At 72.8% G+C, this 22905-nt stretch carries 21 protein-coding genes and 1 riboswitch; of the genes, 16 read left to right on the forward strand and 5 right to left on the reverse strand.

All coding sequences use genetic code 11. The features are described 5' to 3' along the window. Positions 1 to 2 precede the first annotated feature (2 nt). The 3 genes from QCN29_RS15965 to QCN29_RS15975 are packed head-to-tail and all read right to left on the reverse strand — an operon-like array spanning position 3 to position 3704. Positions 3 to 2363 carry an FtsX-like permease family protein gene (locus QCN29_RS15965; RefSeq protein WP_279928731.1) on the reverse strand — a complete coding sequence of 787 codons (2361 nt, stop codon included), beginning with the start codon at positions 2361 to 2363 and terminating at the stop codon, positions 3 to 5. A gap of 4 nt (positions 2364 to 2367) precedes the next feature. Then, a complete protein-coding gene (locus tag QCN29_RS15970) occupies positions 2368 to 3201 on the reverse strand; it encodes an ABC transporter ATP-binding protein (RefSeq protein WP_279928732.1) in 834 nt (277 codons plus the stop codon). After that, a complete protein-coding gene (locus tag QCN29_RS15975; protein WP_240134550.1) occupies positions 3198 to 3704 on the reverse strand; it encodes a PadR family transcriptional regulator in 507 nt (168 codons plus the stop codon). Before QCN29_RS15975 ends, QCN29_RS15970 begins: the two co-directional genes overlap by 4 nt. 184 nt (positions 3705 to 3888) lie before the next feature. Between QCN29_RS15975 and QCN29_RS15980 the strand changes: the two genes are divergently transcribed. From QCN29_RS15980 to QCN29_RS16020, 9 genes are all read left to right on the forward strand, one after another. Beyond that, entirely contained in the window at positions 3889 to 5178 is a 1290-nt protein-coding gene (locus QCN29_RS15980) for an ABC transporter substrate-binding protein (RefSeq protein ID WP_279928735.1), read from the forward strand. A 204-nt stretch (positions 5179 to 5382) separates the two neighbouring features. Beyond that, a complete protein-coding gene (locus tag QCN29_RS15985) occupies positions 5383 to 7068 on the forward strand; it encodes a glycoside hydrolase family 13 protein (RefSeq protein WP_279928736.1) in 1686 nt (561 codons plus the stop codon). A 37-nt stretch (positions 7069 to 7105) separates the two neighbouring features. After that, positions 7106 to 8440, forward strand: coding sequence for an ABC transporter substrate-binding protein (locus tag QCN29_RS15990; RefSeq protein WP_279928737.1), 1335 nt, complete (start codon positions 7106 to 7108; stop codon positions 8438 to 8440). 11 nt (positions 8441 to 8451) lie between these two features. Further along, positions 8452 to 9795: an ABC transporter permease gene (locus QCN29_RS15995; protein WP_279928738.1), complete on the forward strand. Its 1344-nt coding sequence runs from the start codon at positions 8452 to 8454 to the stop codon at positions 9793 to 9795. A gap of 71 nt (positions 9796 to 9866) precedes the next feature. After that, the gene (locus QCN29_RS16000) at positions 9867 to 10742 is read left to right on the forward strand and encodes a carbohydrate ABC transporter permease (protein WP_398859252.1); all 876 of its coding nucleotides are present in this window, start codon (positions 9867 to 9869) and stop codon (positions 10740 to 10742) included. 286 nt (positions 10743 to 11028) lie between these two features. Further along, on the forward strand, positions 11029 to 11220 hold the full coding sequence (gene tgmA / locus QCN29_RS16005) for a putative ATP-grasp-modified RiPP (protein WP_240134546.1): 192 nt from the start codon (positions 11029 to 11031) through the stop codon (positions 11218 to 11220). Between the two features lie 18 nt (positions 11221 to 11238). Further along, on the forward strand, positions 11239 to 12159 hold the full coding sequence (gene tgmB / locus QCN29_RS16010) for an ATP-grasp ribosomal peptide maturase (protein WP_240134545.1): 921 nt from the start codon (positions 11239 to 11241) through the stop codon (positions 12157 to 12159). Positions 12160 to 12564: 405 nt separating this feature from the next. Next, positions 12565 to 14172 (forward strand): phospholipase D-like domain-containing protein, encoded by a 1608-nt coding sequence (locus QCN29_RS16015; protein WP_279928739.1) that lies wholly within the window; start codon positions 12565 to 12567, stop codon positions 14170 to 14172. 381 nt (positions 14173 to 14553) lie between these two features. After that, a riboswitch (cyclic di-AMP (ydaO/yuaA leader) is annotated at positions 14554 to 14709 on the forward strand. A 4-nt stretch (positions 14710 to 14713) separates the two neighbouring features. Beyond that, a complete protein-coding gene (locus tag QCN29_RS16020) occupies positions 14714 to 15496 on the forward strand; it encodes a transglycosylase SLT domain-containing protein (RefSeq protein WP_279928740.1) in 783 nt (260 codons plus the stop codon). A gap of 121 nt (positions 15497 to 15617) precedes the next feature. Here QCN29_RS16020 and QCN29_RS16025 read toward each other — a convergent pair whose 3' ends face one another. Beyond that, the gene (locus QCN29_RS16025; RefSeq protein ID WP_240134542.1) at positions 15618 to 16115 is read right to left on the reverse strand and encodes a peptidylprolyl isomerase; all 498 of its coding nucleotides are present in this window, start codon (positions 16113 to 16115) and stop codon (positions 15618 to 15620) included. Between the two features lie 250 nt (positions 16116 to 16365). Between QCN29_RS16025 and QCN29_RS16030 the strand changes: the two genes are divergently transcribed. Continuing rightward, the gene (locus tag QCN29_RS16030) at positions 16366 to 16659 is read left to right on the forward strand and encodes a hypothetical protein (protein ID WP_279928743.1); all 294 of its coding nucleotides are present in this window, start codon (positions 16366 to 16368) and stop codon (positions 16657 to 16659) included. 38 nt (positions 16660 to 16697) lie between these two features. Here the strand turns inward: QCN29_RS16030 and QCN29_RS16035 are convergent, their stop codons facing one another. Continuing rightward, positions 16698 to 17477 (reverse strand): DNA-formamidopyrimidine glycosylase family protein, encoded by a 780-nt coding sequence (locus QCN29_RS16035; protein WP_279928744.1) that lies wholly within the window; start codon positions 17475 to 17477, stop codon positions 16698 to 16700. Between the two features lie 157 nt (positions 17478 to 17634). On the opposite strand from QCN29_RS16035, the gene QCN29_RS16040 reads away from it, so the two are divergent. From QCN29_RS16040 to QCN29_RS16065, 6 genes are all read left to right on the forward strand, one after another. Then, positions 17635 to 18018, forward strand: a complete 384-nt coding sequence (locus QCN29_RS16040; protein WP_279928745.1) for an NADH-quinone oxidoreductase subunit A — start codon at positions 17635 to 17637, stop codon at positions 18016 to 18018. Next, the gene (locus QCN29_RS16045) at positions 18009 to 19142 is read left to right on the forward strand and encodes a hypothetical protein (RefSeq protein WP_279928746.1); all 1134 of its coding nucleotides are present in this window, start codon (positions 18009 to 18011) and stop codon (positions 19140 to 19142) included. The genes QCN29_RS16040 and QCN29_RS16045 overlap by 10 nt, the downstream gene beginning before the upstream one ends. Further along, positions 19135 to 20064, forward strand: a complete 930-nt coding sequence (locus tag QCN29_RS16050) for an NADH-quinone oxidoreductase subunit H (protein WP_279928747.1) — start codon at positions 19135 to 19137, stop codon at positions 20062 to 20064. The genes QCN29_RS16045 and QCN29_RS16050 overlap by 8 nt, the downstream gene beginning before the upstream one ends. 90 nt (positions 20065 to 20154) lie before the next feature. Then, positions 20155 to 20715 carry an NADH-quinone oxidoreductase subunit J gene (locus QCN29_RS16055; protein WP_240139198.1) on the forward strand — a complete coding sequence of 187 codons (561 nt, stop codon included), beginning with the start codon at positions 20155 to 20157 and terminating at the stop codon, positions 20713 to 20715. Continuing rightward, entirely contained in the window at positions 20712 to 21017 is a 306-nt protein-coding gene (locus tag QCN29_RS16060) for an NADH-quinone oxidoreductase subunit NuoK (protein WP_279928748.1), read from the forward strand. Before QCN29_RS16055 ends, QCN29_RS16060 begins: the two co-directional genes overlap by 4 nt. Next, the gene (locus QCN29_RS16065; RefSeq protein ID WP_279928749.1) at positions 21014 to 22897 is read left to right on the forward strand and encodes a proton-conducting transporter transmembrane domain-containing protein; all 1884 of its coding nucleotides are present in this window, start codon (positions 21014 to 21016) and stop codon (positions 22895 to 22897) included. The genes QCN29_RS16060 and QCN29_RS16065 overlap by 4 nt, the downstream gene beginning before the upstream one ends. The last annotated feature ends 8 nt before the right edge of the window (positions 22898 to 22905 follow it).

The following is a 22905-nucleotide window of genomic DNA, read 5'->3' on the forward strand; positions in this document are numbered from 1 at the left end:
CGTCAGAGCGTTTCGCTCAGGGAGTCCGCCAGCCGCCGGTGCGCGGTGCGGGCCGCCGGCACCGCGGCCGCCGCGACCGCGCCCGCCACGGCGCAGACGACCACGGCCAGCAGCACCCCGGCGGACGGCAGTTGCGCGATCCCCGCGCCGATGCCGCTCGCCCGGCCCTGGGCTTCGACGAGCCAGTGGCCCGACAGCAGCCCGAGCCCCGCGCCCAGCGCGGCCGCCGCCAGGGCGGTGAACCCCGCGGCCGCCACGATCGTCGCGCTGATCTGGCGCGGCGTCAGGCCGATCGCCTTGAGGGCGAGCAGATCCCGGCCGCGGTCGCGTACCCCGGTCCCGGCCAGGGTCAGCAGCTCCGTGAAGCCGATCAGGGCGAGCACTCCGACCAGCGCCGCGATCACACCCTGCGCCGGTTCCAGCCGGTCCGCCGGGTTGGCGGTCTCACGGATGTCCAGCGTGCCGCCCCCCGCCCCGGCCAGGGCGGCGCGCACGGCCGAGGCGTCGGCGTCCGGACGCAGCACCAGATGGTGGAAGTCCGGCCGGATGTCCGCATCGCGCTCCTGGAGGGTGTCCAGGGTCGTGGAGACCACCCGGCCCCCTGCCTCCGGCTCGATGCTGCGCCCGACGATGTGCAGGATCTGCGGCCGCCCCTGCACCGTCATCCGCACCCAGTCGCCGATCCGCACATTCAGCAGATCGAGAAGCCCCTGCCCGGCGACCGCCTCGTCCGGCCCGGCGGGAGCCCGCCCCTCAGCGATGCTGAAGGGGTACGGCCGCGCCGCGGTGCCGAGGCCGCGGACGGTGATCGTGCCCGTCTGGCCGGGCACCAGGGCCGCCGCCTCCACCCCCGGGTGCGCAGCCACGACGCCCGGGGGAGCGGTCAGCACCCGCTGGAGCCCCTCGCCCGCGACGGCGCCGCTCTCCGCCCGTACGGTGAGCGCCGCGGGCACCCCCACCTCGGCCGGGCGGCTGCGGAAGGCGTCCAGGGTGGCCGAGGCGACCAGCGCCGCCGTGATCATCAGCAGCGGCAGGGCGGTCCTGGTCAGGGCGGCCAGGGTGCGCGGCCGCCGCTGGAAAGCGGCCCGCCAGCCGAGCACCAGCGCGGGCGGCACCCGCAGTCCCAGCGCCCGTCGGGCGAGGGGCGTCATCGGCACGGCCGAGGGCTGCACCGCGCGCACGACCGGCACCGGAGGGACCCGCCCGGCCCGCCATGCGGCGAGCGAGGTGGCCGCCGCGATCAGCAGGACGGCCGCGGCCGGGATGCCCAGCAGCTGGGCCCCGTGACCCGGCAGGTCCTGCCAGAGCCCGGCCGCCTCGCCGATCCGGCCGGGTATGCGGGCGCCGAGCAGCCCGATCGCGGCCGTGCCGACGGCCGCCCCGAGCAGCGCGAAGGCAAGATGCTGGACCAGGAAGCCGCGGACGACCTGGGCGGGGGTGAAGCCGACGGCCTTGAGGATCGCGATGTCCCGGAGCTGCCCGCGCACGCGTGCGCTGATCGCCCCGGACGCGGCGAGCGCGGCGGCCAGCAGGGCGCCGAGGCCGAAGACCGCGAAGAGCTGACCCAGCAGCCGGTCGTCGCCCCCGGCCTCGGCCCGCACCTGCTGCCACTTGACGACCTGGGAGACCCGGTCCGCGCCCAGCAGGGTGACGGCTCGCTGGACGGTGAAATCCGTGTCGCCGGGATCGTCCAGCCGAAGGCCCACGCTCCGGGCGGCGCTGCCGGGCGCGACCAGGTCCAGCGTGGCCGGCAGCACCCAGCCGGCGCCGGGCTGTCCGCCCGGCCGGTAGCCGGGCTCGGCGGCCTCGGCGATGCCGGCGACCCGCACCGTGCGGGACGAACCGTCCGCCGCTCCGATCATGGTGATCGTGTCGCCGGGCTCCGCCCACAGCACCCGGGCCAGCGAACGCTCCAGCACGATCTCCGGCTGCCCGGTCGGCTGCGCGCCCGACCGCCCGTCCGACAGCCCGTCCGGAGCGGTGAGCCAGCGGCCCGCCGTCACCAGCGGCCGCGCGATCTGCGGCGGCTGATCCGGCGCCGCACGCAGGGTGATCTGCGCCCGCGTCCCGTGCGCCTCCAGAACGGCCCGCCCGGTGCGGTACGGCCCCGCGACGCCTGTGACGCCGTCGATGCGGGACAGTGCGGCGGCGTCGTCCTGCCCGGCTCCGGCCTGCGTGTGCAGCCAGACGTGCGCGCCCTTGGACTGGGTGAAGATGCGCTGCCAGGGGTTGGCCGCATAGCTGGACAGCGCCACGGCCAGCAGCAGGGAGGCGATGATGCCCGCGCTGGCCAGCACCGCGAACACGGCCTGCCCGCGGTGTGCTCTCAGATCGGCGCGCGCCCAGCGCACGGTGGCCCGCACGGCGTCAGTCCTTCAGCTCGACCACGTGCGAGACGCCGCCCGCGGGGCCGCGTGCCGGGCCTCGCCGCGGTCCGGGCTCCGGGCCGTCGAGCCGTGCGTCGTCGGTGATGCGCCCGTCGAAGAAGCTGATGACCCGGTCGGCGGCGCCCGCCATCCGGGCGTCATGGGTGACCATCACGATCGTCTGGCCGCGTTGGTGGAAGCGGGACAGCAGCCGCAGCACCTCCCGGGTGCCCTTGCTGTCCAGACTGCCGGCCGGCTCGTCGGCCAGCAGCAGCGCCGGATGGTTCACCAGCGCCCGCGCCAGGGCCACCCGCTGCTGCTCACCTCCGGAGAGCTCGCCGGGCACGGACCGCTCGCGGCCCTCGAGTCCCAGCTCGGCCAGCAGCTCGGCGCGGCTCGCACGGGCGTCGCGCGGCGAGGCGCCCGCCAGCAGAGCGGGCAGCTCCACGTTGTCGGCGACGGTCAGGTCGGAGACCAGATTGAAGAACTGGAAGACGATCCCGATGCTGCGGCGGCGCAGCACCGACCAGCGGGCCTCGCGGTAGCCGTCCACGCGGCGGCCGTCCAGCCACAGCCGCCCGCCGTCCGGCCGCTGCAGCCCGCCGAGCAGATGCAGCAGAGTGGACTTGCCCGCCCCGGAGGGCCCGGTCACGGCGACGAACTCGCCGGGCTGCACCGCCAGGTCCACCCCGCGCACGGCGTGCACGGGCGCGCCCTCGCCGACGTGGGTCTTGGTCAGCCCCTCGGCGCGGACGATCGGCACGCCCCCGGCGCCGGATGGGGCGTCGCCCGCCGGTATCCCGCCGCCGGGGCCGGCGGCCGCCGCGTCGCTCATTCCAGCTCCTCCTGACAGCGCTCCAGCCAGTCGAGGTCGGCCTGCAGATGCAGCATCGCGCCCTCGATCAGCAGCTGGGAGACCTTGTTGTCCCGGTCCTCGGACGCGGCCAGCTTCGACAGGTCCCGCATGGTCCGCAGATAGTGCCGCCGCTGTCTGTTGATCAGGTCGATCGGGTCGGCGAGCCCGGACTCGGGCGCGAGGGCGATCTTCATAAAGAACTCGTCCCGCACCCGGGGCTCGTCGTTGGTCTCGTCGAACCAGGCGAGCACCGCCTCATGGCCGGCCTCGGTGAGCCGGTATGTGCGTTTGTTGGGCCTGCCCGACTGCTCGACGTCCTCGCCGGCGATCAGACCGGACTTCTCCAGCCGCCCGAGGGTGACATAGATCTGGCCGACGTTCGGCTGAGAGTACGCGGCGCCCAGGAGCTTCTCAAGGTCCTGTTTGAGCTCGTAGCCATGGGCGGGGCCACGGGTGAGGAGTGCCAGGAGCGGCAGCCGCACGCGCTCCCCTCCCTTGCGATCCCTCTGCTGACGTGAATGCCTGCATGTTGCATGGCACGGCGCGGGCTGTGGCCCGCGCCACCTGGCTTATGTGCCGGGACGTCTAGTATCGCCCATGCCTAACCGGTATACATAGGCCGGGATGGGCGGCAGTGTGGCCGCAGTGGTGTGCTGGGAGGAACCTATGCGGTGGATGCGTGCCGCGGGTAGAGGGCTCCTCGCCGCCGCCGTGATCGTTGCCGGGTACACCGGTTTCAGTGCGGGCGCCGTGTCCCCGCAGCCGCCCGGAGCCGCGCACGCCGCGGGCCGCGGGCCTCTGACCCTGGCGACGGCGGGCGATCTCACCGGCTATCTGGGGCCGCTGCTCGACGACTGGAACCGCGTCCGCCCGGCCGAGCGGGTCACCCTCGTCGAGCTTCCCGACTCCGCCGACGAGACCCGCGCCCAGATGATCAGCGAGCTGCGCGCCGGCTCCGACCGCTTCGACCTGCTGAACATCGACGTCGCCTGGACCTCGGAGTTCGCGGCGGCCGGCTGGATCGCCCCGCTTCAGGGGGAGCGGTTCCCGCTGGACGCCTTTCTGCCGCCCGTGGTGGACACCGCCACCTTCGAGGGCCGGCTGTACGCCGTCCCGTACGTCACCAACGCCGGGCTGCTCTACTACCGCAAGGACATCCTGGAGCGGGAGGGGGAGCCGCCGCCGCGCACCTGGGCGGAGCTGGCCCGGCTGGCCCGGACGCTCGCGCCGAAGTACGGCATGGACGGCTACGCGGGTCAGTTCCTGCCGTACGAAGGGCTCACGGTCAACGCCACCGAGGCGGTGCACTCCGCGGGCGGATCGATCCTGGTGGACGACGGCAGCCGGGTCGCGGTGGACTCCGAAGCCGCGCGCAGCGGACTGGGCTTCCTCGCCGACGGGGTCCGCGAGGGCTGGATCTCTCCCGATGCGCTCGCGTACAAGGAAGAGGAGTCGCGCCGGGCGTTCCAGGACGGCAGACTGCTGTTCCTGCGGAACTGGCCCTATGTGCACTCGCTCGCGAGCGTGCCCGGCTCGCCGGTAGCCGGGAAGTTCGACGCCGTGCCGCTGCCCGGCCCCTCAGGGCCCGGCACCAGTGTGCTCGGGGGCTCCAATCTGGCGGTGAGCAGCCATTCCCGGCACCCCGAGTCGGCGGCCGACCTCATCGCGTATCTCACCAGCGACCGGGTGCAGCGCCAGGTGCTCACCGAGGGGTCGCTGCCGCCCGTGCGGGCCGATCTCTACGAGGATCCCGCGCTGGTGCGCGCGTATCCGTATCTGCCGACGCTCAAGCAGAGCGTGCTCAGCGCCCAGCCGCGCCCCAAGAGCGCCCGGTACGACCAGGTGAGCCTGGCCGTGCAGGCGGTCGTCCAGGATGTGATGGCGCTGCGTCACAGCCCCGACGAGGCCGCCACGCGGCTCGCCCGTGAGCTCGCGGCCATCTCCCGCGCCGACTGATCTTCCCTTCCTCTTTACCTCGCAGGCCTCTACTTACATGTTAGGTAGAGGCCTGCGGTGTCATACCTGTAGAAATACGGACAAATCAGGGCCGATTTCTGCGCGATCGTTGACACCTTTATGACACCCCTACTTAACATGCATGCATAACAGCGCACCCGCTCTGGGGCGCTCTCGCATCCAGCAAGAACGGGTTGACGCGAGATGCTCAGCACTCTTCCGGCCGCCGTCGGCGGCCGCCCCTCCGGTCCCGCCCCCGCCTGGTGGCGTGACGCGGTGATCTACCAGGTCTACGTCCGCAGCTTCCTCGACAGCACCGGGGACGGCATCGGCGATCTGGCCGGCGTGCGCGCCGGACTTCCCTATCTGAGGAAACTCGGCGTCGACGGCGTCTGGCTCAGCCCGTTCTACCCGTCCCCCCAGCACGACCACGGCTACGACGTCGCCGACTACCGCAACGTCGACCCCGTCTACGGCGACCTCGACGAGTTCGACCGGCTGACGGCCGACGCCCGCAGGCTCGGGCTGAAGCTGCTGCTCGACATCGTCCCCAACCACTGCTCCAGCGAGCACCCGTGGTTCCGCGAGGCGCTCGCCGCCGCCCCCGGGAGCGCGGCCCGCGCCCGGTTCCACTTCGCCGACGGCCGGGGCCCGGACGGCAGCGAGCCCCCGAACAACTGGCGCGCCATGTTCGGCGGCCCCGCCTGGAGCCGGGTCACCGAGCCGGACGGCGCCCCCGGCCAGTGGTATCTGCATCTGTTCACCCCGCAGCAGCCCGACCTCAACTGGCGCAACCCCGAGGTGGGGGACCACTTCGAGAACACCCTGCGCTTCTGGCTGGACCGGGGCGCCGACGGCTTCCGCATCGACGTCGCCGCCGGACTGTTCAAGCACCCCCTGCTTCCCGACTCCGACGACCCCGCAGCCGACGAACGCGCCCGCGACTCGGTCAACCCGCTCGCCTGGAACCAGCCCGAGGTCCACGACGTCTGGCGGCGCTGGCGAGCCGTCTGCGAGGAGTACACCGCCCACGACGGCCGGGAACGGCTCCTCGTCGGCGAGGTCTCCGTGCCGACCGCCCGCGAGCACGCCCAGTACGTCCGCCCCGACGAACTGCACCAGGCATTCTTCTTCGACCTGCTCAGCGCCCCCTGGGACGCCGGGGCGTTCCGGTCCGTCATCACCGAGGCCATCCGCGACATCGCCGGCACCGGCTCAACCGTCACCTGGGTCCTCAACAACCACGACCAGGTCCGCACCGTCACCCGCTATGCGGGCGAACCCGGAGTGGAGGGCAGCGGCCTCGGCGCCGCCCGAGCCCGCGCCGCCGCCCTGCTGATGCTGGCGCTGCCCGGCGCCGCCTACGTCTACCAGGGCGAGGAACTCGGCCTCCCCGAGGTGCTCGACCTGCCCGACGACGTCCTCACCGACCCGATCTTCCACCGCACCGGCAGCCGCGCCCGGGTGCGCGACGGCTGCCGGGTGCCGATCCCCTGGTCGGGGCACGCCTCCCCGTTCGGCTTCAGCCCCGGCGGCGCCGACGGCCGGGCGGCGCGCCCCTGGCTGCCGCAGCCCGACTGGTTCGCCGAACACGCCACCGACCGCGCGCTCGCCGACACCCGCTCCTTCTGGCACCTCTACCGCGAGGGACTCCAGCTGCGCCGCAGCCTCCCCCAGCTCGGCGACGGGGAGCTGCGCTGGCTGGACACGCCGGAGCAGGTCCTCGCCATCGTGCGCGGCGACGGCCTCGTCTGCGCGGTCAACTTCGGCGACGAGCCGGTGCCCGCACCCGTCCCCGGAACACCGCTGCTGGCCAGCGGCCCCTGCCCCGACGGCGTCCTGCCCGCGGCCACCGCCGCCTGGTGGACCGCCGAGCCCCCCACCCCCTGAGCCCCCGCACCACCACCCCGTCAGGAAGGACACACCCATGCGACCCTCCGCCACGACCCGCAGAACCGCGGCCGCCGCCTCGGCCGCGCTCGCCCTCGCCCTCGGCGCAACCGCCTGCGGCGGCTCCACCGGATCCGCGAGCGGCAAGGAACTGAGCGGCAAGACCGTCACCGTGGCCGGCGTCTGGACCGGCAGCGAGCAGGACAACTTCCGCAAGGTGCTGGACGCCTTCACCGAGAAGACCGGCGCCAAGACCGTCTTCGTCCCCACCGGCGACAGCCTGTCCACCTTCGTCGGCAGCAAGATCGAGGGCGGCAACGCCCCTGACGTGGTGATGGTCCCCCAGGTCGGCGTGTTGAAGCAGTTCGCCGAGGAGGGGTGGCTCACCCCGCTGTCGGACAAGACCGCCAAGGCCGCCGACGCGTCCCTCGCCCCCGTCTGGAAGAACTACGGCACCGTCGACGGGACCTACTACGGCCTCTACTTCAAGGCCGCCCACAAGTCCACCGTCTGGTACAGCCCGGACGCCTTCGACCGGGCCGGGGTGAGGGCGCCCGGCACCTACGCGGATCTGCTCAAGGCCGGCCGCACGCTCGCCGACTCCGGGCTGCCCGCCTTCTCCGTCGCGGGCCAGGACGGCTGGACGCTCACCGACTGGTTCGAGAACATCTATCTCTCCCAGGCGGGCCCGGAGAAGTACGACCGGCTCGCGGCCCACACCCTGCCGTGGACCGACGAGAGCGTGGTCAAGGCCCTGACCACCCTTGGCGAGCTGTTCAAGGACAAGCGCCTGGTCGCCGGAGGCGCCGACGGCGCCCTGAACACCGACTTCCCCGGCTCCGTCGAGCAGGTCTTCGGGCCCAAGCCGCGCGCCGGCATGGTCTACGAGGGCGACTTCGTCGGCGGCATAGCCAAGGACCAGTTCGGCAAGAAGCTCGGCGAGGACGCCACGTTCTTCCCGTTCCCGTCGGTCGACGGCGGTCACGCCCCCGTGGTCTCCGGCGGTGACGCGGCGGTCGTCCTGAAGGACGGCAAGCAGCAGGACGCCGCCATGCGGCTGCTGGAGTTCCTCGCCACCCCCGAGGCCGCCGAGGTCTGGGCCGGGGCCGGCGGCTTCCTGTCGCCCAACAAGGACGTCGACCTCGCCGCGTACGGTGACGACACCACCCGCAACACGGCCGAATCGCTCGTCCGCGCCGGCGACTCCGTCCGCTTCGACATGTCGGACCAGGCCCCCGCGGCCTTCGGCGGCACCAAGGGAGCGGGCGAGTGGAAGATCCTCCAGGACTTCCTGCGCGACCCGTCGGACGCCAAGGCCACCGCGAAGGCGCTGGAAGACGCGGCCGCCAAGGCCTACGGAAACGGCAGCTGAGGCCCGCCCCCATGGCTGTCACCTCATCCGCCCCCGCCGCCGCGGTCACCCCGCGGCGGCGGGCCCAGCGCAGAAGGCGCGCCGCCGCGGCCCTGTTCGTCCTGCCCGCGCTGCTGCTGCTCGGCGCGCTCGTCGTCTACCCGGTGCTGTTCTCCATCGGCCGCAGCCTGTTCGACGCCGGAGGAGAGCGCTTCGTCGGCGTCGCCAACTACACCGCGATGTTCCGCGACCCGGCCACCCTGACCGCGATCCGCAACAGCACCATCTGGGTGGTCGTCGCCCCCGTCCTGCTCACCGGGGTCGGCCTGGTGCTGGCGGTGCTCACCGAGAAGGTGCGCTGGGCTACCGCGTTCAAGCTGGTGCTGTTCCTGCCGATGGCCGTGTCGTTCCTCGCCGCGGGCATCGTCTTCCGGCTCGCGTACGAGGAGGAGCCGGACCGCGGCGTCCTCAACGCCGTCGCAGTCGGCGTGCACGACGTCTTCACGGAGCAGTCCCCCTACCCCGAGGCCAGAGCCCGCGAGGGACACGGACTGACCGCGGGGAGCGACGGCTCGTACCGCACCGACGCCGCCGTGGACACCGGAGCGAGTGTCAGTCTCGGCTTCGTCGGCCTCACTCCGGACGCGGTGCCCGCGGGCGCCCGGCCCGCACAGGACGCGGCCGCCCGCACGGCCGCGGCCGACGAGGTCAGGGGAGTCGTCTACCTCGACTTCACCCCCGGCGGGGCCGGCACGCCCGGCGCGGTCGACCCCGAGGAGAACGGACTGCCGGGCATGGCCGTGGAGGCCGTGCGCGACGGCGAGGTGGTGGCCTCCGCCACCACGGCGGACGACGGCTCCTTCGCCTTCACGGGGCTGCAGGCCGGCTCCTACACGGTCCAGCTCCCGGAGAAGAACTTCGCACCCCCCTATCAGGGCGTCTCCTGGCTCGGGCCCGCGCTCGTCACCCCCGCGATCATCGGCGCCTATCTGTGGATCTGGACCGGGTTCGCCATGGTGCTCATCGGAGCCGGACTGTCCGCCCTGCCCCGCGACGCACTGGAGGCGGCGCGCATGGACGGCGCCAACGAGTGGCAGATCTTCCGCAAGATCACCGTGCCGCTGCTGGCCCCCGTGCTCACGGTGGTCTTCGTGACCCTCGTGATCAATGTGATGAAGGTCTTCGACCTCGTCTACATCATCGCGCCCGGTCCCGTGCAGGAGGAGGCGAGCGTGCTCGCCACCCGCATGTGGCTGGTGTCCTTCGGCGGGGGCAACGACCAGGGGCTCGGCAGCGCCCTGAGCGTACTGCTGCTCCTGCTGGTCGTCCCGGCCATGATCTTCAACATCCGGCGCTTCAGAGGGAGCCGAAAGTGAGCGGCAACGTCGGCAACGTCATCGAGCGCAGCCCGGCCGACGGCGGCGCGAGGCCACCCGCGCGCCATGCCGTGCCCGCCTCGCCGTCCGCGCCGCCGCGGCGCGCGGCCAAGCGGCTGCGGGCCTGGCTCGGCAGCGGGGCCGTCCAGGCCGTCCTCACCCTTGTAGCGCTGGTCTGGATCACCCCGCTGGCGGGACTGCTGCTGTCCTCGATGCGCTCCGACCGGGACAACGCCTCCAGCGGCTGGTGGACGGCGCTCACCGATCCCGGGCAGCTCTCGCTCGACAACTACACGGCGCTGCTGGCCGATTCGGGCATCACCCGGGCCTTCTGGAACACCGTGCTGATCTCGGTGCCCGCCACCGTGCTGGTCGTCGGCCTCGCGGCGCTCGCCGGATACGCCTTCGCCTGGTTGGAGTTCCCCGGACGGGACGCGGTCTTCCTGATCGTCGTGGGCCTGTTGGTGGTGCCGGTGCAGATCGGCCTGCTGCCGGTGGCCAAACTGTTCGGCGCGGTCGGGCTGTTCGGCACCGTGCCGGGCGTCGTCCTGTTCCATGTCGCCTACGGGCTGCCCTTCGCGATCTTCCTGCTGCGCAACTTCTTCGCGGAGATCCCGCGGGAGATGCTCGAGGCGGCGAGGATGGACGGCGGCGGCGAATGGCGGATCTTCTCCCGGCTGGTCCTTCCGCTGGGCCGCCCCGCCCTGGCGAGCCTGGCCATCTTCCAGTTCCTGTGGGTCTGGAACGACATGCTGGTCGCCCTGCTGTTCGCCGACAGCGGATCGCAGCCGCTGACCGTCGCCCTGCAGCAGGAGATGCGCCAGTTCGGCAGCAATATCTCGGTGCTCGCGCCCGGTGCGTTCCTCTCGCTGGTCGTGCCGCTCGTCGTGTTCTTCGCCTTCCAGCGCCACTTCGTACAGGGGGTGATGGCGGGCTCCGTCAAGTAGTCCTTTGCGGACAGTTCCACGCAGACCGCTCACGAGGCGGCCGCCGGATTCCGGCGGCCGCCTTTTGCATGGAACCCGGCGGCCGTCGACGAGGTCTTAAGGGGTGCCTGATCCAGCCACCGTCACCCATAACTCACCCCCGATTGCAGCGAGTTGTCATGAGCAGCCAGTGTGACCACCTTCACTCCGACACAGATCGAAAGTGACCCAGCGTGATGAGTTTTCCCTGTTGCTGGCACGTACTGTTACGCGTGCACCCACCGTCCGAGGGCGACCAAGGAGACACATGCGACCGTTCGTCTTGAACTACGTACGTCCGGCCGAGGACCCGGCGGTCACCGCGCCCTACACCTACGACTCCGCCCTCCAGCTCAATGTGCTGCCCGACGGCCGCCCCGCCATCCTGGACCGCACGGTGCTCCTGGCCACCGGCACCACCACGTCCACGGCGGGATCCAAAACGCACTTCGACGACTGAACGAAGACCGGTGCCCCGATGACTGTGCTGATCCTGACCTGTCGGCAGGACGTCACCGCGGACATGGTGGTCGCGCGCCTCCATGACCACGGCGTCCCGCTCATGCGCCTGGATCCGGCCGATCTGCCCGGCGCGGCAGCCCTGTCGACCGAATACGTCAGCGGCGACTTCCAGGGCTATCTGTCCACGGGCGGACGCCTGCTGTCGATGAGCAGTCTGCGGTCGATATGGGTGCGAAGACCCGGTGCCCCCGCCGCACACGCCCCCGAACCCTCCCCATGGCTGACCGCGGAGACCGAACAGGCCCTGTACGGGATGCTCTACGCCACACAGGCGCGGTGGATGAACCACCCCTCGGCATCCGCACAGGCCCGCTGCAAGCCCTGGCAACTGCGGATCGCCCAGCGAAGCAACTTCGCCGTGCCTCCGACGGTCATCACCACCTTCCCCTATGCCGCCCGGCAGTTCGCCGAGCAGTACGGTGACATCGTCGTCAAGGCCGCCTCCGGGCCGCCCTCCGGAGGCCCCCCGGTCGCCCTCCCCACCACCCGCATCGGCCCCGACGCGGACTTCGCCGCCGTCTCCGCGGGCCCCACGCTGCTGCAGCGCTACATCCCGAAACAGGCCGACGTCCGGCTGACCTATGTCGGCGGCCGGATGTACGCGGCCCGCAAGCCCGCCGCCGAAGGCCAGGTCGACGGGCGCTACGGCACGAGCGAGCACACCTGGACGGCGGTCGACACCCCCGACCGCATCGCGCGCGCCGTCCATGACTTCATCGACCTCGCGGGCCTGGCCTACGCCGCGTTCGACTTCGCCGAGGACGAGGAGGGCGTCTGGTGGTTCCTGGAATGCAACCAGGGAGGCCAGTTCGGCTTCATCGAACTGGAGACCGGACAGCCGATCGCCGAGGAGGTCGCCCGCTGGCTGCGCGCCTGACGCCGCGAGGAGCGGGCCGCCGCCCGTTCTCCGGCGCGGGCGCACCGCGGGCAGCCTCGTCAGGACGGTCGGGACGCCTCCGGCGTCCGCGTCTCCGCCGCTTCCGCGCGACGCCGCGCGCCGAGGAAGTCGATCATTTCGCGCCAAGCCCGGCAGACGGAGGCGGCACGGAGCGAAAGCCTCTGGTTCCGCAACAGCCCGGCGCTGACGGCGAGTTGACATACGACGCTGCAGCGGGCCGGCAGGGGAGGCGGCACACGGACCGGTCCGCGATGGCCGGTGATCATCCATCGTCCGCTCGGCGAAGTTAACCAGCCGGTAGCTTCTACGCGCTCATCGAGCGCACGGGATGTTCACCGCATGGACGGCCGTGCGCCTTCCGCCATCTCACCGAAGGACACATCCGTGGCCCGCCACAGGCTCCGCCGTCTTGTCTCCTCCGCGACGGCTCTTGCCGCCGCGCTCGTCTCCCTGGGCGCCGCGCCCGCACACGCCGACGACGGCACTCCGTATCTCGACGCGGTCGAGCGGACGCTGAGAGAGGTCTCACCCGGTCTCGAAGGCCGCATATGGGAGCGCAGCGGCGGCAATGCCCTGGACGCACCCGAGGGCGATCCGGCCGGCTGGCTGCTCCAGACCCCCGGCTGCTGGGGCGACGCGACCTGCTCCGACCGCTCGGGGGCGCAGAAGAGACTCGACAAGATCACCCGGGACATCTCCCGGGCCGAGCGCACGGTCGACATCTCCACGCTCGCGCCGCTGCCGGACGGGGCGTTCAACGACGCCGTCGTCGACGGCCTCAAGGCGTCTGCGGCGGCGGGCCACCGGCCCAGGGTCCGCGTCCTCGTGGGGGCCGCCCCCCTGTACCACCTCAACGTCGTGCCGTCGACCTACAAGAACGACCTGCTCCGGCGGTTGGGCGCGGCGGCCGACAGCATCACGCTGAATGTCGCGTCGATGACCACCTCCAGGACCGGCTTCTCCTGGAACCACTCCAAGCTGCTGGTCGTCGACGGCGAGTCCGTCGTCGCCGGGGGCATCAACAGCTGGAAGGACGACTACCTGGACACCGCCCACCCCGTCACCGACGTCGACCTCGCGCTGCGGGGCCCGGCGGCGCGCGCCGCCGGCGCGTTCCTGGACACGCTGTGGACCTGGACCTGCCGCAACGCGGGCAACCCCGCCAAGGTGTGGCTGGCCGTCTCCGACGGCGCGGACTGCATGGCCGCCATGCACCGCGACGGCAATCCGACGGTCGTCCCCGCCCAGGGGAACGTCCCCGTCGTCGCCGTGGGCGGCCTCGGCATCGGCATCGAGGACTCCGACCCCGCCTCGTCCTTCCAGCCCGCCCTGCCCGGCGCCCGGGACGCCCGCTGCTTCCCGGGCCTGCTGTCTGACCGCACCAACGCGGACCGCGACTACGACACGGTCAACCCGGAGGAGAGCGCGCTGCGCGCCCTGGTCGCCGCCGCCCGCGAGCACATCGAGATCTCCCAGCAGGACCTCAACGCCACCTGTCCGCCGCTGCCCCGCTACGACATCCGTCTCTACGACACCCTCGCGGCCAAGCTCGCCGCGGGCGTGAAGGTCCGCATCGTGGTCAGCGACCCCGCCAACCGCGGGCTGATCGGCAGCGGCGGCTACTCGCAGATCAAGTCCCTCTCCGAGATCAGCGACACCCTCCGCGAACGGCTGGCGCGCCTCACGGGTGACGAGGCCGCCGCCTCCCGCGCGCTGTGCGCCAACCTCCAGCTCGCCTCGTTCCGTGCCGCCCCCTCCGCGACCTGGGCGGACGGCAGCCCGTATGCCCTGCATCACAAGCTGGTCTCGGTCGACGACTCCGCCTTCTACATCGGGTCAAAGAACCTCTACCCCTCCTGGCTCCAGGACTTCGGCTACATCGTGGAGAGCCCGGACGCGGCCCGTCAGCTGAAGGAGGAGCTGCTCGACCCGCAGTGGACGTACTCCCGTCACACCGCGACGCACGACTACCGGCACGGAGTCTGCGCCTGACGGGATGAGCGACGACTTACTAGGACACATCCGGTATGGGTGATTTGACCCATTAGCTAAGCAGTCGCGCGGTCAGCGGCTTTTTCTGCTATTCGCTGACATCTCAGGGCAGTTGCGCCGAATGGCACCCGGCGCGACTGCCCGTGATGTCGGTCACGCTGGGAACCGATTGGCGATCTCGGCGTCCAGGCGAATTAGTGCTTTGCAGAAGGAAAGTTGAGAAGTGTGCTTCATCGGGGCGTCGCCACTTCATCGCCAAATCGGCCTCTTTCGATGCCATTCCGTCATACAAGGCCTTGTTACTCAGGTGCGGACTCGCCTACCGTCACCGTCATTCCGGATGGAACGCCGAATCCTGCCGCTGTCCGGACACCGCACCCACCCACACACCCGTCACACCCGGCAGGAGCGGGGGACCCAGGTAAGACGCCGGTCCGACCCCGGAGCGGCTTGGGGTGAAGCCGTGCACAGCGATGCGCGGCCGGGCATCTCCAGCCCGAACCCGACAGCTCACCTCGCAGGCGACGGAGAGGAATTCGCCATGCCCGAAAAGGGTAAGCACCGTCGTTCGAACCATCAGCGGATCACCCGCGGAATCGCCCTCGCGGGTGCCGCCAGCACTGCACTCGCTCTTCCGTTCTTCGGTGCGAGCATTGCTGAAGCGACGCCGAATACGGTCCACTCGACTGCCAAGCCCGCCGCGATCGCCACCGCCGTTGCCGCGGCCAAGGCAGCCGGTCCGCTGACCTACACCGTGGTCGCGGGCGACTCCCTCTCCGCCATCGCCGAAGAGCATTCGGTGAGCGGCGGCTGGAAGCGGCTCTACCAGGACAACCGCCGCGCGGTCGGTGACAATCCGTCACTCATCCGCCCGGGCCTGAAGCTGACCGTCGTCCCGGGGCCGGGCGCCGCGCCGCAGGAGCCCAAGAAGGCTGCCGCCTCGTCCGACCGGGCCGACCGTTCCGCCGAGCGGACCACGGTGGCCGCAGCGGCGAAGTCCTACCCCGACAACCTCGACGGCTGGATCCGCGAAGCCCTGGACATCATGGCCCAGCACGGCATCCCCGGCAGCTACGAGGGCATCCACCGCAACATCATGCGGGAGTCCTCCGGCAATCCGAACGCCATCAACAACTGGGACTCCAACGCGGCCAAGGGAACCCCGTCCAAGGGCCTCCTCCAGACCATCGACCCGACGTTCCGCGCCTACCACGTGCCCGGCACCTCGATGGACCCCTTCGACCCGGTCGCCAACATCGTCGCCGCCTGCAACTACGCGGCCGACCGCTACGGCTCGATCGACAATGTGAACGGCCCGTACTGAGCGAACGGCGCGCACTGACGCCGCCCGACACAGCCGTCCGGCCCGGCGCCCCGCAATCGGGGCGCCGGGCCGGACGGCCTTGCGCAGGTCAGGACAGGGCCGCTGACGCGGCCTCCGGCTCTCAGGCGACGACGCCGGACTTCGCGATCCGGATGTCGGCCTTGGTGGCGCCGCTGCGGGAGCCCAGGGACTCGATCTTCTTCACGACGTCCATGCCCTCGACGACCTCGCCGAAGACGACGTGCTTGCCGTCCAGCCAGTCGGTGACGACGGTGGTGATGAAGAACTGGGACCCGTTGGTGTTCCGGCCCGCGTTGGCCATGGACAGCAGGCCCGGCTTGGTGTGCTTGAGCTGGAAGTTCTCGTCGGCGAACTTCTCCCCGTAGATGCTCTTGCCGCCCGTGCCGTTGCCGGCGGTGAAGTCGCCGCCCTGCAGCATGAAGTCGGGGATGACCCGGTGGAACCCGGAGCCCTCGTAGCCGAAGCCGTGCTCGCCGGTGGCCAGCTCGCGGAAGTTCCTGGCGGTCTTGGGGACCACATCGTCGAAGAGCTTGAAGACGATCCGGCCCGCGGGCTCGTCGTTGATGGAAATGTCGAAGAAAACGTTGCTGTTGCTCACGGGTACATCCTCACATCCTGTCGCCCTCCGTGCCCACACGCCCCCCTCGTGTCACGGTCACGCACTGCCCGCAGCCGCCCGGCCCGACCCGCCCGCAGCCGCCCGACCCGCCGGGCCGAGTCCGGACCCGGACGGCGGCGTCGAGGTTGCCGCCCCCGGGGGCCGGGGCGACGCTGAGGACGATGCGGCCCGGGCGTCGCCGGTGCGGAACGGCCGCGCCGGCCCGTGGCACAGCAGAGAGGACCAGAGCATGCGCGTGATGCTGCGAGCCCAACTGGACACCGAGAAGTCCACCGAGGCCCTCCACCAGGGCAGACTCGCGAAGATCATGATGGAGCTCATGGACCAGCTCCAGCCGGAGGCCGCCTACTTTGGCCCGAGCGACGGCAAGCGCTCCTGCACGTTCGTCTTCGACATGCAGGACAGCTGGCGGCTGCCCGGCATCGCCGAGCCGCTGCTGTCCGGCCTCGGTGCCCGGATCGAGATCCAGCCGGTCATGAACGCCGAGGACATGCAGAAGGGCCTCGCGGCGATCCAGCGCTGACGTGAGCGACCCAGGGCGCCGGGCGGCGCGCGGACCGTTCAGCGCTGGCAGTGCTCGCACCACACCGTCCGCCGCCCCGCCGTCCGCCCCGACGCCAGCGGACGGCCGCACCGCGGGCACACCGGCTCGGCGTCGTCCCGGCGGCCGGTGAGCCAGCCGCGGCGGGCCGGGACGCGGCCGGCCCGCACCGAGGACCGCAGCACCCGGCCCATCGCGGCATGCACCCGTCGCAGCTCGTCGTCGTCCAGACCGCGCACCGAGCGGTCCGGGCGCACCCGGGCCCGCCAGAGGATCTCGTCGGCGAGGAGATTCCCCAGCCCCGCCAGCAGCGACTGGTCCGTCAGGGCGCTCTTGATCCCCCCGCGCCGCCCGGACAGCAGCCGGAGGAAGCGCGAGAGGTCCAGCCCCCGTGCGTCCGGTCCGAGGTCCGCGAGGATCCGCTCCACGGCCGCCTCGTCCGCGGCCAGTCGGACTCCCTGCAGTTTGCGCCGGTCGCGGTAGCGGAGCTGGCGGCCGCCGTCGAGGGTGATCAACAGCCGGTCATGCGCCTCGACGGCGTCGTCCGGCGCGGCGCACAGCAGTTCGCCGGTCATCCCGAAGTGCCAGACCAGCGCAGGACCGTCGCTCGGCGTGACCAGCCACTTGCCGTGCCGCCACGGCTGTGCGAACCGCCGCCCCTGAAGCTCCCGGCACAGCCGCCGGGCGGTCACCCCGCGCAGCACCCCCGCATCGCGGACCTCGACGCCGTCGACGCGCCGCCCACCGGCGCACCGCTGCATCACCCCGCGGAACCCTTCGACGTCCGGCAGCTCGGGCATGTCCTCCTCCAGGCCGTTCCGGGCCTGCCGGGTACCCCCCGCGCCGCCCCCGCACGCGTCAGAGCCATCCGGGCGAACGGGGGTTTGCGAACCGCCCGAGGGGATACCGGTCACGCGGAGTACCGGCGGACGACCCGGATCAGGAAGGGAGGGGCCCATGCATGCGGACGCCTCGGCGAGCGGCTTCACCGCGGTGCTCGCGCTGCTCGGCCTGACCGTCCTCGCCGTGGGGCTGCTGTACGGAACGGCCCACCTGCTTCGGGGGGCCGCAGGACCGTACGTCGCCCAGCCGTACGTCGCCCAGCCGTTCGGCTCCGGACTGGAGCCGGCCGAGCACGCGGTCAGCCGGTTCCATATGCGCTGGTACGCCGTGACCATGCTCTTTCTCGCCTTCGACATGGAGATGGTCTTCATGTACCCCTGGGTCCGGGTCATCTCGGCCATGGGCCCCGGCGCGGTGATCGAGATGTTCGTCTTCCTCGCCGTGCTGGTCGCCGGTGTGGTGTACGCCTGGCGGGAGGGGGCCCTGCGGTGGACCTGACCGCCCTGCTGCTGCGGGCCGCGGCCGCGCGCCCCCGCGTGCTGCTGGCCGCCGCGCCGGCGGCCGTGCGGGTGCGGCTCGCGGCCGAGCGGGAGCTGCGCCTGCGGGACCTGCCTGAGGCCGTGACCCCGGCCGACGCCGACGTCCTGCTCATCGCGGGGACGCCGGGCCCGGAGCTGGACCGGGCGGTCGACCGGCTGTGGCAGGACATGCCGGAACCCCGCGCCCGGGTCCGTGCCTCCCGGGCGCAGGACGTGGCCGGCGCGCTGGACGCGGCCTGCGCACAGCTGGCGGAAGGCCGCACACGCCACCAGCGTCGCAGCGCGTCGGCGCCTCCCGGCCTGCCCATGGCCGAACGCGGCCCGGACCGCGACGGCCTGACGCTCGACCGGCTGCACATCCCGCTCGGCCCGCTGCTCGCCGACTGGCCGCCCGGCCTCACCGCCCGCCTGACCCTCCAAGGCGATGTCGTCCAGGAGGCCGACGTACGCCTCCCGCCGCCGGCCGCCCCGCCTCCCGTGCCCTTCTGGGCCGAGCCCTGGCGGCGCGCGGCCGCGGGGGAGCGCATCACCGCCGGCGCGGCCGCGCGCCGCCGCGCCGCAGCCCGTCTCGACAGCCTGGGCCGCTTCCTCTCCGTCGCCGGCTGGCCCGCCGCCGCCCTCGCCGCCCGCCGGCTGCGCGACGATCTCCTCGGCGACGCCGGGACCGCCGCCGTGCGTCCCCGAGCGGCCCGTCTGGCGCGACGGGTCGGCCGCTCGCGCATCCTCGCCCGGCTCACCCGCGGCATCGGCCCCCTCACAGCCGCCGAGGCGGCCGCCGCTGGGATCACCGGCCCCGCGGCACGCGCCGACGGAGACGTCCCCGCCCGCTGCCGGCTCTGGCTCGCGGAGACGCTGGACGACCTCGGCCGGCTGGACGACGACGCTCCGCTCGACCCCGGCCGGGACGAGGAACCGCGCGGGCTGCCCGGCGCGTCCGGACGCACGCCGTCGCACGCGCTGGCCGCCGTGCTGCCCCGGCTGCTCGCCGGCGCGGAGTTCGCCGCCGCCCGCCTGATCGTCGCCAGCCTGGACCCCGACCCGGAAGAGCTCGCCGCCGGCGCCGTGGAGGGCGCCCGTGGCTGACGCCGGATCGTGGCCGTCGGTGCTGGTCGCGCCCGCCGCACTGCTCGCCCTGGCGGTGCTCGCGCTCTGCTCGGACGCCGTGCTGGACGCCCGCACCGCCGGCCGCCCCGCCACACCGGCCGCCGCCGTCCGCCCGCTGCTGGACGTGGTGCGGCTGCTCCTCGCCCAGCCCCGCCGTACCCCCGCGTCCGATGCGCTGCTGTGGCGGATCGGCGTGCTGACCGCGCCGACGGCGGCCGTGCTGGCCGTCGCGGTCGTCCCCTTCGGCGGCCACGTCGTGGCGGACCTCGAGGTCGGCGTCGTGTGGTTCAACGCCATGGAGGCCCTCACCTGGGCCGGGCTGTGGCTGGCCGGCTGGGGACCCAACGCCGCCTTGCCGCTCATCGGCGGCTATCGCTTCCTCGCCCAGGGCCTGGCCTATGAGCTGCCGCTCATGTTCGCGCTGATCTCCGCCGCCGTCGGAGCGGAGTCGCTGAACGTCGGCGACATCGCCGCCGCCCAGCAGGGGCTGTGGTTCGCCGTGTGGATGCCCGTCGCCTTCGCCGTGTACCTCGCGAGCGTGCTGGCCTTCAGCTTCCTCGGGCCCTTCGGCTACCCGGCCGGGCGGGACATCGCGGGCGGCGTCCTCGGCGAGACCTCCGGTGTGGACCGGCTGCTGCTCCAGGCCGGCCGCTGGCTGCTGCTGGCCGCGGGCTCCGCCATGGCCGTGCCGCTGTTCCTCGGCGGCGGCGCCGGTCCGCTGCTGCCCGGCTGGGCCTGGTCGCTGCTGAAGACCCTCGCCGTGCTGGGGCTGCTGCTCTGGGCGCGGCGGCGCGTGCCCGCCGTACGGGCGGACCGCTATGTGGAGTTCGCCTGGATCGTGCTGATCCCCGCGACCATCGTGCAGACGCTCGTCCCGGCTCTCGTCGTGCTCCGCCGTTGACCGCCCGCCCCCGCTGCCCGCCCGTTGACCGCCCGTCGACCGCCCGCACCGTCGGAGTCGGATGCCCGAAGGAGAGGTGACCGCGCCGCCATGACCGCCGCGCTCTTCGCCGTACTGGCCGTCCTCGCCGTGACCGGCGCGGTCCTCGTGTTCCGCTGCGCCTCCATGGCCCGTGCGACCTTCGCCCTGCTGGCGTCCCTGGTCTGCGTCGGCGGCGAGGTGATCCTCCTCGGCCTGCCCTATCTGGGCGTCGTCACCGTCCTGATGATGGTCATGGAGATGGTCGTCATGGCCGTGTTCATGGTCGCCTACATGATGAACCCCGCGGGCCTGATGCCCATGTCGATGGTCCACAACCGGCGCGGCGCGCTCACGATCAGCGGGGTCGTCTTCGCGGGCCTCGCGGCCGGCGTCCTCCTCGCGCCCTGGCCCGGGCGCGTCGGCACGGCTCCGCAGGACACCACCTTCCAGGCGGGCGCGGCGCTGATGGGCGATCAGATGCTCACCATGGTCACGCTCGGCTTCGCCCTGCTGGCCACCATGGTCGGAGCGACCGTGCTGGCCGTGGGCCGCGGCCGCTACGACCGCTTCGGCGACGACCTGTCGCGGCCCCGGCCGGATGACCCGGCGGGCGGGGGAGTGGGCCGGTGATGCTCGAGCTGTTCCTGCTCCTCGCCGCGGCGCTCTTCTCGGTCGGGCTGTACGGCGCGCTGTCCCAGCAGTCCATCGTCATGATCATGATGGGTGTCGAGCTGATGATCGCCGGGGTCATCACCGCCGCGGCGGCCCTGTGGCACTTCCTCGCGCCGGCCGCCGCCGACGGCCAGGTCATCGTCGTCGCCGCCGTGGTCGCCATGGCCGTCGAGATGGCGATGGGCTTCGCCGTCACCACCGCCGTCTTCCGCTCCCGCGACATCGACACGGCCGACGCGGCCGAGGACCTCAAGGGGTGAGCGCCCTGCTCTGGCTGCTCGCAGCCGTACCGCTGACCGCGGGGACCGCCCTGCTGCTGACGGGCCGCCGTCTCGACCGCCCCGCGCCGGCCCTCGGCGTGGCCGCGGCCGCGGCCACCCTCGGCCTGGCCGTCGCCTCGGCCGTCCTCCGCCCAGAGGCGAGCGCACCGCTGTTCGCCGGCATCCGCGCGGGGCTGCGCGTGGACGGGCTCTCCGCCGTCATGACCGTCGTCGTCGCCGCCGTCACACTCGCCGTGCTGGTGTTCTCCGCGGGCGAGAGCGACCGGCTGAGCCAGGGCGGACGGTTCCACGGCCTGATGCTGCTGTTCGCCGGCGCCATGCTGATCACCGTCACCGCGACCACCCTCCCGCTGCTGCTGATGGCCTGGGAGGTCATGGGAGCAGCCAGCTGGGCGCTGATCGGCTTCTGGTGGCGCCAGCCGCAGCGCACCCGCGCCGCCGACACGGCCTTCCTCACCACCCGGACCGCCGATCTGGGCCTGTACCTGGCCGCGGGCGCGGCCCTGGCCGGCGGGGTCACGGCCCTCGACCTCGACGCGCTGGCCGGAGCCCGGGGCCCGTGGGTGCATCTGCTGACCGCGGGCGTGGTCGCGGCGGCGTTCGGCAAGTCGGCCCAGCTTCCCTTCTCCTTCTGGCTGTCGCACGCGATGCAGGCGCCCAGCCCCGTCTCGGCGCTGCTGCACGCGGCGACCATGGCCGCCGCGGGCGCGTATCTGCTGCTGCGGCTGCATCCCCTGCTCGCGGCGACCGCCTGGGGCGGGCCGCTCGTCGCCTGGACGGGCGCCGCCACCGCACTGCTCCTCGGCGTGGCGGCGGCCGCCCAGAGAGACCTCAAACAGCTGCTGGCCGCCTCCACCTGCTCCCAGATCGGCTTTATGGTGCTCGCCGCGGGCACGGGCGGCGTCGCCGCGGGGACCGCCCAGCTGACCGCCCACGCCGCCGTCAAGGCCGGCCTCTTCCTCGCCGCCGGGGCCTGGCTGTACGCCCTGGGAACCAAGCAACTGCCCGCGCTGCGCGGGGCCGCCCGCGCCTGGCCGTGGGTCGGCGCCGCCTTCACCGCCTGCGCCCTGGCCCTCGCCGGGCTGCCGCCGCTGTCGCTGTGGGCCGCCAAGGACGAGGTGCTCGCCGCAGCGTTCGCACAGAGCGCGGCCCTGTACGCCACCGGGCTTGCCGCCGCCGCCGTCTCCGCCGTCTACAGCGTCAAAGCCCTCTGGTACGTGCTGCGTGAGACACCCGGCGACGCGCGGCAGGGATACGACACCGAGGAGCCCGGCACCCGCAGGGTCACCCCCCTGATGCGCCCGCCGCTGCTCGTGCTCGCCGCCGCGGCGGTCGCGCTCGGCGTGCTCGCCCTGCCTGGCGTGTTCTCCGCGCTCCGCGACGCCGTCGGAACCCCGGACGAACCCTCCCCGTCGGCCTGGCAACTGCCGCTGTCCGCCGCGGTCGCACTCTCGGCTGCCTGGCTCGCCTGGCGGATACAGGGGCGCGGGCCGGGACCGCGGCTCCTCCGCCCCGCCGCAGTCCGGCGCTGGGCCGCCGGCTGGCTGGGCCTGGAACAGGCGGCCCGCACCCTGGCCGTGCGCCCCGTCCTGGCGCTGGCCCGCGCGGCCGCCGTCTTCGACGACCGCGTCGTCGACGGAGCCGTACACCGCGCCGCCCGTGCGGCCCTGACGGCCGCCGGACTCGCCCGCCGGTCCGACGACGGCGGCGTCGACGCCCTCGTGCGGGCCGTCGCCCGCACGGCGCGGCGGCTCGGCCGCGCGGCCCGCCGCCCGCAGACGGGCCTGCTGCACCAGTACTACGCCCAGGCCGCGGTCGGCTTCGCGGTGCTGACCCTGCTCCTGCTGTCCCTGAGATAACCCATGCG

The sequence above is a fragment of the Streptomyces chengmaiensis genome (assembly GCF_029846775.1).
Taxonomy (GTDB): domain Bacteria; phylum Actinomycetota; class Actinomycetes; order Streptomycetales; family Streptomycetaceae; genus Streptomyces; species Streptomyces chengmaiensis.